This window comes from Nocardia sp. NPDC004573, from assembly GCF_053602135.1.
Map to the genome: position 1 here is coordinate 23,629 of NZ_JBSGDA010000041.1, position 15,788 is coordinate 39,416.

Annotated in this window: 11 protein-coding genes; 8 read left to right on the forward strand and 3 right to left on the reverse strand. The window is 60.0% G+C overall.

What is annotated here, in order from left to right; all coding sequences use genetic code 11:
* The first annotated feature begins 55 nt into the window (after positions 1 to 55).
* The 7 genes from ACWEKR_RS34555 to ACWEKR_RS34585 all read left to right on the forward strand — a co-directional run bounded on the left by ACWEKR_RS34555 (position 56) and on the right by ACWEKR_RS34585 (position 9,340).
* Positions 56 to 1,003 carry a threonine ammonia-lyase gene (locus ACWEKR_RS34555; RefSeq protein ID WP_452358086.1) on the forward strand — a complete coding sequence of 316 codons (948 nt, stop codon included), beginning with the start codon at positions 56 to 58 and terminating at the stop codon, positions 1,001 to 1,003.
* Positions 1,004 to 2,242: 1,239 nt separating this feature from the next.
* Positions 2,243 to 3,502: an MFS transporter gene (locus tag ACWEKR_RS34560; protein ID WP_452358087.1), complete on the forward strand. Its 1,260-nt coding sequence runs from the start codon at positions 2,243 to 2,245 to the stop codon at positions 3,500 to 3,502.
* Between the two features lie 156 nt (positions 3,503 to 3,658).
* Positions 3,659 to 3,817, forward strand: a complete 159-nt coding sequence (locus ACWEKR_RS34565) for a hypothetical protein (RefSeq protein WP_452358088.1) — start codon at positions 3,659 to 3,661, stop codon at positions 3,815 to 3,817.
* Positions 3,818 to 4,221: 404 nt separating this feature from the next.
* Entirely contained in the window at positions 4,222 to 5,307 is a 1,086-nt protein-coding gene (locus ACWEKR_RS34570; protein WP_452358089.1) for an FxsB family cyclophane-forming radical SAM/SPASM peptide maturase, read from the forward strand.
* Positions 5,304 to 7,100, forward strand: a complete 1,797-nt coding sequence (locus tag ACWEKR_RS34575; protein WP_452358090.1) for an HEXXH motif domain-containing protein — start codon at positions 5,304 to 5,306, stop codon at positions 7,098 to 7,100. Before ACWEKR_RS34570 ends, ACWEKR_RS34575 begins: the two co-directional genes overlap by 4 nt.
* A gap of 24 nt (positions 7,101 to 7,124) precedes the next feature.
* Complete coding sequence (locus tag ACWEKR_RS34580) at positions 7,125 to 8,189, forward strand: tetratricopeptide repeat protein (protein ID WP_452358091.1); 1,065 nt, start codon at positions 7,125 to 7,127, stop codon at positions 8,187 to 8,189.
* 266 nt (positions 8,190 to 8,455) lie between these two features.
* Complete coding sequence (locus ACWEKR_RS34585; protein WP_452358092.1) at positions 8,456 to 9,340, forward strand: TIGR03621 family F420-dependent LLM class oxidoreductase; 885 nt, start codon at positions 8,456 to 8,458, stop codon at positions 9,338 to 9,340.
* Between the two features lie 870 nt (positions 9,341 to 10,210).
* On the opposite strand, the gene ACWEKR_RS34590 is transcribed toward ACWEKR_RS34585, so the two are convergent.
* The 3 genes from ACWEKR_RS34590 to ACWEKR_RS34600 all read right to left on the reverse strand — a co-directional run bounded on the left by ACWEKR_RS34590 (position 10,211) and on the right by ACWEKR_RS34600 (position 13,496).
* Positions 10,211 to 10,426, reverse strand: a complete 216-nt coding sequence (locus ACWEKR_RS34590; protein ID WP_452358093.1) for a hypothetical protein — start codon at positions 10,424 to 10,426, stop codon at positions 10,211 to 10,213.
* A 404-nt stretch (positions 10,427 to 10,830) separates the two neighbouring features.
* Positions 10,831 to 12,237 carry a cytochrome P450 gene (locus ACWEKR_RS34595; RefSeq protein ID WP_452358094.1) on the reverse strand — a complete coding sequence of 469 codons (1,407 nt, stop codon included), beginning with the start codon at positions 12,235 to 12,237 and terminating at the stop codon, positions 10,831 to 10,833.
* A gap of 860 nt (positions 12,238 to 13,097) precedes the next feature.
* On the reverse strand, positions 13,098 to 13,496 hold the full coding sequence (locus ACWEKR_RS34600; protein WP_452358095.1) for a hypothetical protein: 399 nt from the start codon (positions 13,494 to 13,496) through the stop codon (positions 13,098 to 13,100).
* A gap of 2,124 nt (positions 13,497 to 15,620) precedes the next feature.
* Here ACWEKR_RS34600 and ACWEKR_RS34605 point away from each other — a divergent pair.
* Positions 15,621 to 15,788: ATP-binding protein (locus ACWEKR_RS34605; RefSeq protein ID WP_452358098.1), on the forward strand; the 168-nt coding region annotated here is incomplete at its 3' end.

Consider the following 15,788-nt stretch of genomic DNA (forward strand, 5'->3'; position numbering starts at 1 on the left):
GTCCTGAACGGTTCTTTTCCGTGAGCCGTTAAAGGATGGCGCGGAAGGTTGGGGTATGAGGTTTGTGATGTTTGAAAGTATTCAGGCGGCGGCCCGGCAGATCGAGGGTGCCGTGGTGCGGACGCCCTTACTGTCGTTTCCCGAGGACTCGGGTCGACCTTTGTGGCTCAAGCCGGAAAGCCTTCAGCCAGTAGGGTCGTTCAAGTTGCGCGGCGCGATGAACGCGATCGCCTGCCTCGGCGTCGACCGGCGGGCCCGCGGGGTCATCGCGTACTCGAGCGGCAACCACGCGCAGGCCCTAGCTTATGCCGCCAAGCAGTTCGACGTGCCCGCCGTAGTCGTAGTGCCCGATGTCGCACCGCGTGTCAAGGTCGATGCCGCCCGGGCATACGCCGCGGAGGTGGTCGAGGTACCCATAGGCGAGCACCCTGCTGTGGCCGATGCCCTCGCGAACAGGCGCGGGCTCACACTGATCCCGCCGTACGACGACGCGGCGGTAATCGCAGGCCAGGGCACTATCGGGCTGGAGATCATGGCAGACCTTCCAGACGTCGACGTCGTACTGGTCCCGGTGAGTGGCGGTGGTCTCGCATGCGGGGTTGGAGTGGCGGTGAAGGCGCTGCGCCCGGACGTCCGTGTGATCGGCGTCGAGCCCGAATTGGCCGCCGACACGGCCCAGAGTCTGCGCGTCGGTCACCAGGTCGACTGGCCGATAGCCGAGCGGGCCCGCACGATCGCCGACGGGCTTCGCGCACAGCCGTCGGAACTGACATTCGCCCATCTGCGTAACGTCATCGACGGCATGGTGACCGTCAGTGAAGAGGAGATTCGTGCGGCGGTTCAGGCTCTCGCTCGACGAGCCCGGTTGATCGCCGAACCCAGCGGCGCCGTAACGACCGCGGCCTACCTATTCCACGGTCACGAACTGCCGCCGGGAAAATCCGTTGCCATAGTCTCGGGTGGCAACATCGCCTCAGCCCTCTTCGCTGCCCTTCTGGCCTGAATCTGGGGAGTGGAATCGGCGAGCCGGAATTCGGTGGTCGGGAGAAGAGAGCCCAGCGTGGTCGGGCGGCGCCAGGATCGATGGTTCAGTCGCCATCGGTCCCGAAGATCGGGCATACGCACGCCGAAACGCGGAGGTAGCACGAGGGGGATCGGGTCCCGTCCCCCTCGACGACTATCAACCCATCGACGATGAAAAACTTGCCGAGCTCACGCATTGCGCCCCGCCGAAGCTGACTGACTGCGCGCGTCGGGTGATGAGCCAGGGGCGCGGTATCCGCAATCGCTGCCTTTCCGTTCTTGGGACGCCCGGCGAGCCGGCGAGCGCCTCCGCGACGCACCGGATGATCCACGATCGATTGCAGCCGGGCTTTCCTCGGCCAGAGGGCCGGAATTTCCGTGGCTCGTCGAGCCGATAACCGGAGCAGGACCGATGCCGGGCTGAACATCTCGGCTCCGCCTACGGCGATCGGAAGCCCCGCCCGTTTGTGAACTTACGGCGCAGCGTTGGATCCCATCCGATGGCACGTGCAGTTATGACGCCGCCAGCGCGACCGCGGAGCATTTGGCATCCGGCCATGGCAGAAGGCGTCCCTTGAAGTAGGAGGGCCAGGATTGGTCCGGCTCGACGGCCCTTTGGGCGATCGTAGGGATTCTCCCCATAGCGAGCCAGCCGCAGATCCGGAAGACTCTTAGTAATTTCACAGCTAATGAATCGCACGTCGCCAGTCATACCGGCTGCAGTGCGGAGGTGCCCGAAGTCTAGAGCGGCCTCGGGCACAGCGGTCGCGTGTCGTCTACGACCCGACACTTGCGCCGCATCGAGTAGCTGGTGATCCAGAGAAGGGATGGAGTCACTGTGAGGGTAGGAGCGGGCGCGGATTACGGTTCTTCGCTGTATCAAGCGTTAGGAATTCCTTCGAGTACGGCCGACAGCTCGGCGGCCGTCTGCGGTGACCCCATCCGGTTGTGATGCGAGAAATCACTACGAACTGGGCAACGTTGATCCGGCCGATCGGGAAAGTCATCAAGGCCGACTAGGCGCAGTTCGTCGTGATTCGTTGGCGGTTGTACTTGCAGGGCGGGCATGAACTCGCATCGAACAGGGCATTTCGATTCAACGCCGATTACGCATGCTACTGAAGATCAGCTGGCGACATCCGTATGTTGTGATGCGCGTGGTGCCCACTCGCCTCGGCCTGCGGCAAGCCGGCATGATTGATTCGTTGGGAGAGCTGCATTGCCATATTCGACCGGCATTCTCGGGAACCGGAACTTTGTTCTATTGTGGTCGGGGAACGCAATATCGCTTGTCGGGTGCTACTGTATTTCGATAAGTTACCCGATAATTGTGCTGGCCATGACCGGGTCCTCGATCATGGCGGGTTGGGTTGCATTCTCGTTCACTCTCGCAACCCTGCTTCTTCAAATGCCCGCAGGAAAAATTGCAGATAGCTTCAACCGCAGGCGTATTTTGATAGCCTGTCAGGGCGTCGGACTCGCGGCCATCTCGCTTGCTGCACTGGTCGCTGTCCTCCGCCCACCGGGCGCCGCTTTTATGTGGTGCTTCACGGCGTTCGCCGAGGGCAGTGCACTGGTCTTGTTCCAAATCTGCGAAGTGCCGGTCATTCGCGATGTTGTTCGGGAGGAACATCGCACGACAGCCTATTCATTCTTTGAAGCCGAGCAGCCTATCGCGATCATGATCGGTCGGGCATTCGGCGCGGCAATCGCGGGCATCGCGAGGTGGCTGCCTTTCCTGGTGAACGCTCTTTCGTACCTCTTCTGTCTGGCGACATTGTTGGCCATGAAACCCGTCGCACGATCCGAGCCATCGCTGTCGATGGATCGTCTCGGACAAGGGAATACCCGAATGCTCGAGGGTGTCCGAATCGTGTGGAACCATCCTTTTCTTCGCACCACAACGCTGATCGCGGGGCTGAGCAGCATGATTGCGCAAGTGGCGATCATGTTGATCCTGGTCCATATGCACACCGATGGGGGATCGGGATGGACGACTGGTTTAGTCCTGGGCGCAGGTGGCGTCGGCGGTCTGATCGGGTCGATCGTTGCGCCTCGTCTGCTCCGTATGTTCGGCACCACAAGTGTTTATCGTGGCGCCTTATGGACGTGGCCGATACTTCTGTGCTCGTTCGCATTCACCTTCGATCCCGTCGTCTTGGCTGTCTGTTGGTGCGGCGTTGGCTGCGTCGGCATTGTTATCGGCGTCGCCTTGACCACTGTGCGTATGCAAGTGCTGTCCGACGACATTCTCGGCAGAGCTACGGCCGCGATCGCAACGTGGAATGCCGGAGTGGCCGCCCTCGGGCCGCTGATCGGTGGATACATGGTTTCTTGGCTGGGAATGGAGGCGACTCGAATTCTCGTGCCAATCGGTATGTGCTGTACAGCATTGATGAGTCTTCATTCCGCGGCTGTTTACGAGCTTAATTCATCTCGCTGCGCATCGGCGGCATTCGCGCAAGAAGAAGCACGCTGAGAACTCAGAGGATCATCGATACATGAGCGGTCGCCAAGACATTCCAAACGATATTCGGATGAGGGCGTCGTGTCGGGACCCGCCTGTTCTCGCCACAGGGCGGCCCAGACGGAGTCCGCGTCACGGCATTGTATTGAACTGGCAAGGAGGCAAAAAGTGAACCAATCGACTCTTCATATCGGCAGCTCCGTAGGTGACATCGATCGGCTGCTGGAGAAGGTCAGTCCTGCTCTGCAGTCTTCGATCAGACGTCAGATGGCGTCGACGCTGCACGCGGCGCCTGTCGCATTTCAAGCGTTCATCGACTATCAGTAACTAGTCGTGAAGCACGCTGATCTGCACTGATGTTAATGACCAGCGCTCGTTGACAGCCTGTCGTCGAGTCGGGAGAGATCGCGGTTGATCGATTGCCGTGGCTCCGCTGCTGTTGTCAGCCGGCGGGTACTCCTCGAGCTGGCCTGGTTGTGCGCCTGCGGTCCAGGTCTGAACCTGGACCGCACGGCTCTACGGCTGCGGCGTCATCTACGACGCTGCGTACGGTTTCTATTGCTCCATCACATGTCGAGGTATTTAACATGCCCGGTCGGACCTTGGGTCCTTGGCCTTCAGTGGGATTGAATGTCGACGAACTCCGTTCGTCTGGATGGCAGCCGTACCCATTCAATCAGTTCATCATCAAGATCCACAGCAGATGCAACCTCGCTTGCGACTACTGCTATATGTACGAGAAAATCGACCAAAGTTGGCGCGACCAGCCGATGGTGATGAATGAACAAACCTTTTGCGATGCGTGCTCGGGCATTGCCGACCATATCGGCCGCTTCGAAGTCCCAGCCGTCAGCCTTGTTCTCCATGGTGGCGAGCCGCTGCTCGCCGGCCACACCCGATTCGAGTTCTTCGCGCGCCACGCTCGAGAACGATTGGGCTCGCTGACCGAGTTGCGGCTGGGTGTGCAGACGAACGGGGTACTCATCGACGAGGAGTTCCTCCGGATCTGCGATCAGTGGGGCGTAACCATCGGCGTGAGTATCGACGGTGGCCGTGAGGCCCATGACCGACACCGAAAGTTTCGTCGTGGCGACGGGAGTTACGACGACGTTGCGCGAGGGGTGACGCGTCTGCGAAGGCACCCGAACGACAGACTATTCGGAGGTCTACTATGTACCATCGACCTTGCCAACGACCCACTCGAAACGTACGAAGAACTCTTAGTTTTCGACCCACCGGCCGTGGACTTTCTTCTTCCGCATGGTAATTGGCAGTCACCTCCGGACGGTAAGGTCGAGGCTGGGGATGCCGCCCCGTATGCAGAGTGGCTTATTCCGATATTCGATCATTGGTACGACGCTTCGAAGCTCGAAACCCAGATCCGCCTGTTCGACGACATCATTCATCTGCTTATCGGAGGGCACGCGCGGGGCGAATCGGTCGGACTCGCTCCGATTCAGATCGCCGTCATAGAAACCGACGGAGCGCTCGAGCAAACCGACGCATTGAAATCAGCGTATTCCGGTGCTACTCGAATGGTCACAATCGGAACCAAAAATGTAGGAATGGGCGACCGGCTGACGCATGCGCTGTGGGAACCGGGAGTCGTGGCGCGGCAGATCGGCGCTGCGGCATTGAGCGAAACTTGCTTGTCGTGTTCGCTGCAGAACATATGCGGGGGAGGAGATTATGTGCATCGGTATCATGCAGACACCGGGTTCCTGAACCCGTCGGTTTATTGCAGTGATCTCGCTGCGCTTATCCGGCACATCAGCGCGCGGCTGGACGGCGACCTCCAGAAAGCAATGAGGAAATGACATCCGTCGATAGCTCGAATATCGAAGCAGCGATAACCGAACTCGGGTCCGGGTATGGTACGGACGCCGCCGTCGCGGCTCTTGCGCTGGAGGCATTACAAGGTCGACTGCTCCTTTTGCACGCACTGTTGTCCAAGCTCTCTGCAGATCGCCCGGACGAATTCACGGATGTCGAATCGGCACACCGCATACTTGCCCACCTGCAGCGGAATCATCACGATCTCGCTGTGGAGTTGTTTTCCTATCCCCATATCGGGAACTGGCTCACAGTGATGTTCCGACGTCTCAACTTCACTGAGTACGACGCGAGACAACCGAGTCCGCTATGGGCAGATCTCGGCTATCTCGGCTGGCTCGCGGCAAGCGGGCAGATCCTCGCTGGTCGCCCGGGTTCGACGCAGGTGGTAGTTCGTTTCGGGGTGGTGATGCTTCCGCTTATCGGTATGGTCCGATTAGGCAGCACCACAGAATTCGGGCATTGCCTGTTGCGCTGGTCGGGTGATGGCCTATTGACTTTCGAGAATGGCGGCACAACGGTTGAGGTCCATTCCCGCCTTACGGAAACGACGGAGGCTTGGCGGCCTCAGCGTCGTCTGGAGGTGGACGATTCCGGACACAGCTTCTACCTGGACGACCTCGATCCATTTCGTGACTTCGACGTCAAGTTGCCCGATCAATTCAAGCTTCCTCCGGATGTGTTGGACGCGGCAGCTGCCTTGTCCTGGGAGCAACGTCTTCGTAGCGCGTGGAAGATCCTCCGATGCGATTTCACCGAATATCATGCGCCGATGTGCTCCGGTCTTCGCATGGTCGTGCCGCTCAGTGCGAAACCGGCGGCGGTCGGACAGAGTTGGACTTCCCCAAGTGGATATGGGGCAGTCTATTCGACAGCTCATGAAGAGTCCTGCCAAATGGCTCTTACAATGATTCACGAATTCCAGCACAACAAGTTCTCGCTGTTGGTCGACCAGGCAGGTCTATTTGATCCGGATGCGCCGATGCGTTTTTATGCACCTTGGCGCGTAGACCCGAGACCGATATATGGGCTGATGCATGGTATCTATGCATTCTTCGGGGTAACCGATTTTTGGCGCGTGCACCGTCATTCGAGTTGTCATCGGAGCATACGTGCCGAAATCGAATTCGAGTGCGGGCGTCTCCAATTGACGACCGCGTTGGATCAAGTGATGTCGTCAGGAGTACTCACCCCTCGCGGGGAACGATTCTTCGCGAGCCTGTCCGGCAGCATGGCATCCTGGCAAGGTGAATATATATCCGGCAACGCGCGAAAAGTGGCCACGGATGTCTCTGTCTGTCTGGAAGCATTCTGGCGCGCGAGGAATCTACGGCCCTCGTCCAGCGAAGTGGCCCACTTGGCCGACAGGTGGTTGCAAAAGTCACCTTCAGGTGACGAACTGCCTTCGGTAACCATCGCGGACCAAGATGGCATCCCTACTGCTTATGGCAAACTGGTTCTACCACACATGCTGACTCGGCATGCCGCAATCTCCACGTTGCAGAGCACCGAAGACGACGGTTCCGGAGATTTTGCCTCGATTACTGGCAATTTCGACTCAGCTGTAGCTCGATATGTGGATGAGTTATGCCATGATCCGATGCGGCCGCAAGCATGGGCGGGTCTGGCGCTCGTTTTGCCTCAACTGTACGCAGAAGCCGATCTGTCGTTGCTTCGTGAACGTACCGAAGTGGTGGCGAACGTGTATTCCGCGCTTGCTGCCCGCGGCGTCAGTTGTGACATTGTTCAGCTTGTTCAATGGCTTACGCGAGCGTAAGTCGGAAAGAGACTCAGGAACGCGATGATTCAAAGTCCCACGACCGGGCAGCTGCTCGCCGCTTATTCAGATCTCTGCACCGATGCGGGGCCAATTCACGCACGTGTCGCCGCCGACTTCGGTGCCAGATTGCAGACCGGGATACAAATTCCGGCGAACCAAGCCATGCCTCCTCTCCACTTGCGTGCATCGATTGCATTGGATGAACCGGGCGTGCCGTATCTGGAGGATCCACGCGAACTGCCGATCGATGAACGCTCTGGTCCGTGGAACGTCATGTGTGATTTGATCGATGACTGGTGTTCTTTGGAGCCGACCCAGCAGCTCGGTATCGCGCGCGTACTGGCAAAACTCGCATTCTGGAAGTTCTTGGCAGAACTGCCCCAACCTGATGAACTAGCCTGTCGAACATCAGAGGGATTGGCCTTGTCGTATCTCTGTGCCTTCGCGCGGTGTCAGCTCGATCCGAGCGACATAGGCGCGGTGCAGCAGATTGCTGAAATCGGTATCGCGCGAGCCACCAACGAGCAGTTTCCATTGGAAACGCGGCTGGCATCTGCCGTGAACCTGACTGTCCATTACGTGCGAAGACAACGGGACGAGGCGGAGGTACACGTGTGGTCGTCGTATGCCCGCAAGCTCTGGTCTGCGTCAGATGCCGAGGGTCTACCTTGGGTGCTGAAAAGCGCCTATTGGCGCGGTATCAGTTTCATTCCCTTTCGCGCCGGCGACCATAAATCGGTTGCCGAGATGCTGGACCGGGCCGAGGAATGCGCCGTGGAGGCGATGGAGAAGTCAACGGATGATGACCGGATTATTGCGGTAGAGAACTTTCATCCGCTATTCGAAACGCGTGGCCGAGCTGCGTGGGACGCCGGTGACCTGCGAATGGCTGAGAAGTACTATCGGAAACTGGTTGATCACGATTCTTTGGATTCCAAAGCTCGCATTCGATTGGCCGATTTTCTCCGAGAAACCGGAAGGGACTCGGAAGCCCGAGATCAGTACCTGGAAGCTTCTCGTCTCGGCGCCCCCTGCACAATCTACGCCCGTGAGCGTCTCAGGGATTTCGCTGATCGTTGCGTGTGATACGGGTCGCGGCGGTGACCGGACGCGATAGCTTGGGAGAGGGCCTTTCAGAGGCCGGATCAGGATCGACCGCCTGTCAGCGAAGAGATGCAGCCCGTAGTCGGTGGTAAGGCTGCGATGTACGCCGACGGCTTCGGCCGCGAAGTGTCCCGTACTACCTGGTTTGGCGTATCGACACAGTCACGGCTGAGGAATTCGGCACCAGCGCCCCTTCGAGCTTGCGTCTCAGAGAGGCTCATGAAGCTACTGCCGACAGGAGAAGTTGGGTGAACGAGAGACCATTCCGCTTCGGGGTTCGCTTCGGAGTCGCTTTGTGTAGTAGTGGGTCGCTATCCTGGCTGCTGGATCGCGCCCGGCAAGCGGAGGAACTCGGCTACGACCTGATCATGCTCCCGGACCACCTGGGATCGCCTTCGCCATTCCCGGTCCTGGCCGCGCTGGCCGCGGTGACGACCCGTCCGCGGTTGGGTACCTTCGTTCTCAACACGGCCTTCTACAATCCCACGCTGCTGGCCCGCGATGTGTCGACCGTTGATCTGGTGACCGACGGCCGCCTCGACGTCGGCCTGGGTGCCGGTTGGGCACAGGAAGAATTCGAGCAGGCGCGGCTGCCGTTCCCGACTGCCGGCCAGCGGGTAGTCCACCTCGAGCGTACGATCGTCGAGCTGCGGCGCAGATTTACTGTGGGTGATCCGCCGACACGGCAAAAACCTGCACCTTCGATTCTCGTCGCAGGCAGTGGAGATCGATTACTCGCTGTGGCTGCAAACCACGCCGACGTCATTTCGTTGGCCGGTGTGCCGACGGCAAGACGTCCGCTCACCGACGATGTCGTCGAGCAGGCGCTCTCCGAACGAATCGAACACATCCGTGTCTCGGCCGGACGACCGCTCCATGAGCTGGAACTCGGGCTGACAGTCGGAGCAGTATGCGTCAGAAGCAACGGAAAGTTCGACTTGACGTTTCCACGCATAACAGCGCCTGATCTATCTGATGATGAGCTGTTGGCACTGCCCGGCACACTGCACGGATCCCCCGGGGACATCGCCGAAACCCTTCAGCGGTATCGAGAGAAGTACCATCTGACCCACTTCGTCGTGCCGGCGAGGAGCATGATCGACTTTGCGAAGGTGTTCGGCCGAATCCGTTGATCACCCTCCCGGCGAGCTGGGGGAGATCCGACAATGGCTGCCGCGTTCAGAAATCATAGCTGGATGGAAATATCACACTTGACCGACGGACCGCCCGGTATAGCAGCCGCCTACTCGGACGGCGGGCAGCTTGACAGCGCGACGGCAGCGCAGGGATCAAAACTGCAAGGGTGATGAATATGGCGCTCCGTTACGATGCACTCGAAGCTGGGAGTTTGCTACTGCTTGACATATCGGTGATGCATGGCATCCTGCTCAGTGAGGCCGGGGCCCTGAGCGCGCGAGTTCGGACACTGGTCGAGAAGCCGCAGGCCCGGCGCATCGAGGTGCTGGGCCTGCGGCGGGGGAGCTTCCGCCGCTGCTATGGACCCGCGCGATCGAGCGACTCCCTGGCGGCGCTCTCAACTGTTTCCTGGTTGTTTTCGGTGTCATGTTGAGCGTGCTGAGAAGAAGCATCGTGCAAGCTCGCTCGTGGACTGGAGGCGCCGGTCTTCCGGAGGCCGGGTCACTCGATAATTCATTGTAGCCAGGTATGGGAAGTGGTGCCGCGGTTGTCTCGGGTAGATCGCGTATCCTTCTCTCCAACTCGATGAGAGGTCATATGCGAGTCATTTGCTGAGTTGATTTGGTCGATAGGGACCAAATGCTTGTGTCGGCGCGCACCATCGTCATCGGCGACATCTGGGAGTCGTCCGGTAGAAGGAGAGTCCGTAATGAATATCCTGTCGATACTGTCTATGGTCCTCAGCGCGGGGAGTAGCCTTCTGAGTCTTGGTAGCAGCGTAATCTAGAAGGCTTTACATGGGGGTGTCGGGCGCGAGTCACGGGAAAGTCCCCGCCTCGGTGCCTGTTCGTCGGGAGTCCGGATCGTCAGCTCATCGACGGTATCCTTGGCGCAACGCCCTCGGTGCGCTCCGGCGTCACTCCCCGCCCGCCGTCCGGATCTTGGCAGGCGATCTGCGCGCTGTACGACCAACTACCGGAGATCTCGGCCCAGAAACCGAGCCCGTCAACCTCTTTGAGGCTTGCGGCCCATCGGGTGAGCAGTTCCTTCGCGGTGAAGCTCATAGGGCTGATCTGGACCACCGCGCCACGATTCGTACTTCTCGAAGCGGCTTGCGGCTTGCGGCGACGGCCGCGGCCGGGCGCCCACCGGTTGGCGGCGGGTTGGCCCTCGGTGTACGCGTGATCGTCAGCTGCGCGGAGTTGGTCGATTCTGATCTTTACCGACCAGGTTTGCGGAAGGGTTGGAGTAGATCGACCGTCACTACGCCGTCGTCGACACTGATATGTCTCGGAGTGGGGCTAATGGAGTAGCCCCCAGCGCTCCGATCCTCGCCACGTGCCATCCTGGTGCCGATGGGCTACGGCACCCATGGTCTGTGCCACTGTCAGCGGCGTTCGAATCAGCCATGGCGGCTGTATCGGTGACGGGGCCGCGATGGTGGCGGTTACGAGCGACGGAAGTCCGAACTGGTACAACCGATCGATCAGCCGCTCTGCGCGCCAGCGGAAGTGGAGCCGTACTGTTCAAGGCGAGCGGTCACCGGTCGGCTGGGCACGAGGGTGAGTGTCGGAACGGGATCGGCGGGCGTCGTGGATGTCGACACAAGTCGGAAGCGTTGTAGTGCCATAGCAATCATGAATTGCATTTCGACCATTGCGAAGATATTTCCGATGCAGAGGCGTGGACCGGAGCCGAATGGATAATACGCAGGATTGTGTGGATTTGCACGGTCGATGCCGCTGAAGCGGTCGGGATCGAACTGTTCTGGGTCAGGCCAGTAACTCCGATGACGATGTATGAAGTAGTAGCTCCAGAATATGGTGGTGCCGGCGGGGATGTGGTAACCATCTATCTCGTCATCCTCCAGTGCCTGCCGGTAGTTGTGCCAGGCCGGCGAGTAGAGCCGCAGTGCCTCGGCGATGACCTGACGGGTGTATTCGAGCCTCGGCAAATCCTGCATCGTCGGCCGCCGTCCCTCGAGAACGCTATCGATCTCGGTCCGAAGGCGACTCTCCACGTCAGGGTGCGCGCCGAGTAGGTGCCAAATCCAGGTCAATGTATTGGCGCTCGTCTCATGTCCGGCGAAGAGCATCGTCAAGACCTCGTCACGCAGCTGATCGTCGGTCATGCCGTCGTGTGTTTGCGGGTCTTCAGCCGTCATCATCTTGGACAACAGGCTGTGGTGGGAGCTCGCGTCGGTGCGGTGCCGACTGATCATTTCGTACGTGATCGCGTCGAGTTCCTTCAAGGCGCGGTGGAAGCGGCGATGGCCGGTGGTCGGCACGGACAGCGGAACCAGGGGAAATCGCATGAAGGAAGCCAGTTCCTGCGTCGCGATGGTGACAGACTCGGTGAAGCGGCGAAGTGTGTTATCGGCCATGTTGCAGTCGAACAGTGACTTGAGAACGATCCGCAGGGTTACATCTGTCATTTCTGCCCCTACGTCGATCGTCGAGCCGACGGTTTGCATCTGCTCCCAGCGATCGAGCGTTGCTTCGATCACTGAAGTCATGGATTCGCTGAACTCGGCAATGCGCTGCCGATGGAATGATGGCTGCAGCATACGGCGTTGCCCCAGCCATTCAGGCCTGGCGGCGGTACCGAGTCCGTTGCCGAAGAATTTGCGGGCTATGTCGACCGCGGGGCCTCGGCGATCGTAATTTGAATGGTTGCGTTTCAGCACATGGTCGACGTATGTGGGATCGTTCAACACGATAGTCGGCATTCCGATGAGATCGACAAAGAATATGTCGCCGTATTTATCGAGCATACGAGCGAGGAACTTCAATGGCGCGCGCTGGAACTGCATGGTGGGAATCAGTGATCCCCTCGGTCCGGGCGGCAGTTCATGCCCGGCTGGGCGCTGAGGGATCGGTGAGGTGCCTGACAAGGCGATCTCCTTCGGCGGATCGAGTTCAGACCTTGGTTCGAGTCGTTCGAGCAGTTGATTTTTCTCTAGCGAATTGTGCGCTCAGGTCGGATCGGCGCGTTCATGCTCAGGGCAACGCCTGGTCAGCATGACCATGACCAGGAGGCGGCCTGCTCCGCAAGTGAATCGCGTTGATTTGAACTGTATTCGCTGCACTGGCGCAGCATCTGGGCGCTACCCCCTTGGGGGTACATGCTCAGGAGCTCGCGTAATCGCCGGCATCAGCCAAAGGCTCGTCGTCCGTGTCGCTCCTGCCCGAAGTCTGCAGGAGCGCTGGCGGGAGTGGTTCGAGTCCCGACGCTGAACCCAGCAGGCATCCTCTGAGTCCTGGACTCCGGATTCCGTACCGTTTGCCCACGTTCGACGGCCGAGGTCGCCCAGGTGAGGTAGCACTTGCGTTGTCGTATGTGGTCATGTCGGTATCAGCTTTCTTGCGGAAGGCCATCCGGGGTCATGTCCGGGCTCGGGTGCCGACGTAGCTCGTGGGAGATGTGGTGTCGGTCGTGGATCGACAGGTTGCTTTCGATGCGCGGCGGTGGCGAGCGGCTACTCTGCGCGAATGGCGAGATTCGTGGGCGAAGCCATGGCTGCTCCGTCGTGAAGGCCGATTTCTGTAGTGCCAGCTCCTCTCCAGGCCGATACGCAGATACATCAGACGGCTGGTCATCAGATGTTTAAGCCTAGCACTAGTGCGGCGCTCCCGCTCGGTTGTCCCGGTCGCTTGTTCAACTGGCTGCCGACCCGGTTCTGAAAGTCCTCAGAAGCCGGTGCACTCACAGTGAAAGCGGCAAATGGAACCGGCTTCGAGCCGAGTGCTTGCCTCATCTGAGCTCGCCTGCCCATCGAACGGTGATGCCCAGTACATCGACGGTCTGCGGAGGATGGTCGTACATCAGCGAAACGGCCGTGCGTGCGGCCATTTCGAGCGTCTCAGTAGAGCCCGGGTGTTCGCGGATCCAGTCTTCGATCGTCCTGCGCGCTTGGTCAGCTGCTGTGGTGTCCATCGTGAACGTGTGTGTCTGCCCTAGATCGAGACCGGCGCGGTACATGGTGATCTGGAGTGCGCCTGAGGTAGAGAAGTCCATGGTCAGGCCGGCTTCGCCGACGTCGGAAGGGGTTCGATAACGGATATCGACGGCGTAGCCCGATGGGTTGCTGGAGTGGTGAGCGTCGGCCACAACGCCAGGAAAGAGAGATCCGCCGTCGATTTCCGCGCTCAACTCGGCATGCGGTGCTTCGGTCTCCGTCTGCGGCGCTGTTCGAATGCCTGGATCTTGCCATTGTGGAGGTCGGGACGGGTTCTGATCGGCTCGTCGATTGTGTTGTGGTGGAGAGGATTGCAGACGATCCGAGTCAGGAGCCGCGGTATCGGGTCGCTGGTTGTCCTCCGGCCCGGGCACGGGGACCGTTTCCGCGGGAGGAGTCGTCACACCCGGTTGGGTCGGCCTGTCGAAGGCGTCTTCGTCTCTGAGGCCATCCGCATCGGGATCTGTGACTCCAGGCTGATTCGGTGCGGCCGGACTTTTTGGTGCTCTCTTCTCACCGGATGGACTGGGCAGCGAGGGCGGTGCGGAGCCCGGCGTGGCCTCGGCTGGCGTGACGATAAGGGTAGCTGCTGCTACGACAACTGCCAGCGGCAAGCACACACGTGCCCTGGTCGTGTATCTGGCTTCCGGCTTACGATGCTTCATAGTGGCAGTCCTTGTTTAGAGCGGTTATGTACGCCGTTTCCGCCCGGCAAGCTGACAAGAAACTTCGTTCCGCGGGTAGCCGAATTGGCGTCGAGATCGGGCACGGTCTCGTCCGGCGTCAGTCGTGCATGCAATGCAGTCACGATCTCCTGAGCCGATGAGTGGAGTGGGCCGTTCCGCTCTCGGTGATTTAGCGGGCACGTTGCCGGGCGAGTCCAGCGTCCGCCCGGTCGGCTCGTATGACTACGACGAGAACGTCGGCGCGGTCCATGATCGGCTCTGCCGCGGAGCCCGGATATGCCTTCCGGCGGTCGGTGATCGCGACGAACTCGTTTCGGGCCTTGGTGTGTGGGGGCCAGCCACTGGCGATCGGTCCTGGGCGGTGCTGCCATGGCCTGGACCAGCCGTTCCGCAAACCCGCTGAGCCGAGAATCGTCCTGGCTGGATTCGAAAGAATTACCCGTGCGTGCCTTGGCCCTGGGCAGGTGGTTCGGACGAACCGTGTTCCAGGGAACGCTCGTTGCGCCGTGACGTTCGCGTATTGGCCGGGATGTCTGCGGCGAGCTTATGAAGCAGGTTCGGAAACATCTGAGACGGAGGTCGGGCACGTGCAGGCCCTTGTGGGACTGCGGCCCGATGCACCGGCTGGCTTCGTACCTTTCCGTCGGGCCGCCGAGCGCATGCCAGTCGACCTGACGCTTCGAAGGTCTGCTCCTCCATGCGATTTGTAATAGGGCTTCATACTTCATCGCCATCGATCTCTCGAGCTCGGCTGATCGGGCAGGGGTAAGCCCCGCTGCGGCACTGCCGAGTGAGGTTGAAGTATGCACAATATGTGCCGACTCGGCGGTACATCCCTACCCAGGATAATGCTTCCCACTACTGAGAATGTATCTGTACTCACCCCCCCCGGGTTGTAATGCGACAGTCAACGCGGGCAACGTTTTCGGGTCCGAAGATCTGGCGGGCGAAGGAATGCGGATGGTCATCGCTCGGGCAGAAGCGAATCTCGTAGACATTTCCCTCATGCCGACGCGGCAGGAGGGGCGGGGACGATGGAACGCATCGAATTCTTATGGTGAGCAGAATGGATGTCGCACCATGCGAGGTTCCGGTTAGTCCTGGTCGTGAGAGTCGGTGAACCGCTCGGTCTGGAGGGTGGTATCGCGGATGGGGTCGTCGGAGAAGCTCGGATTCGCATTTGTTGTGCCAGCTACGTGCAATGGATCGGTGGCAGCCCATTGGACCGCTCATGGTGACCCGGCCGGTGAGGCCCCCAAGGATTGCTCGGGCTTCGACTCCGGTGCGCTGCGGCCGTCCAAGCCTGCGGCCGGGGTGGATGGTCCGAGGCCTCGTTCGGTCCTCGGGCGGCGTACTCCACCTACTCGATGCCGGGTATGGCGCGAACGTACGGCCTCCCGTGAGTCAGTCGCTCGCTGATAACTCATCGCAGTCCCGACCACCGATTCACAAAGGCTCCGCTTGGGCAGGAGTGGACGTGTGACCATTTGGATACCTACGTAAGAAGGTTCGGTTACGAATTTTGCGTTTCGATGCATCGCCGCGACTAGTATTGGCCGTGGCGGGATGCTGGCTGTTGGCTGTTACTGTGCGGCCGTTCCGCCTCGATATTGATCTTCGTGTGGAGGCTCGATGGCGGCGATCGGCGCCCGACGTGTACGGCTCGTGGGCAGGCTGCCCGAACTGCGGCGTGTGGACGAAATTCTGGCTGATGCTCGGTCTGGTTTGGCTGCTGGTGTGGTGGTGGTGGGTGAGCCGGGGATCGGTAAGACGCGTTTGCTGGGTGAGTTGTGTGAGCGG

Coding starts and splice junctions, on each gene's coding strand:
- ACWEKR_RS34555 (WP_452358086.1), top strand. CDS start 56: ATGAGGTTTGTGATGTTTGAAAGTATTCAGGCGGCGGCCCGGCAGATC.
- ACWEKR_RS34570 (WP_452358089.1), top strand. CDS start 4,222: ATGTACGAGAAAATCGACCAAAGTTGGCGCGACCAGCCGATGGTGATG.
- ACWEKR_RS34575 (WP_452358090.1), top strand. CDS start 5,304: ATGACATCCGTCGATAGCTCGAATATCGAAGCAGCGATAACCGAACTC.
- ACWEKR_RS34580 (WP_452358091.1), top strand. CDS start 7,125: ATGATTCAAAGTCCCACGACCGGGCAGCTGCTCGCCGCTTATTCAGAT.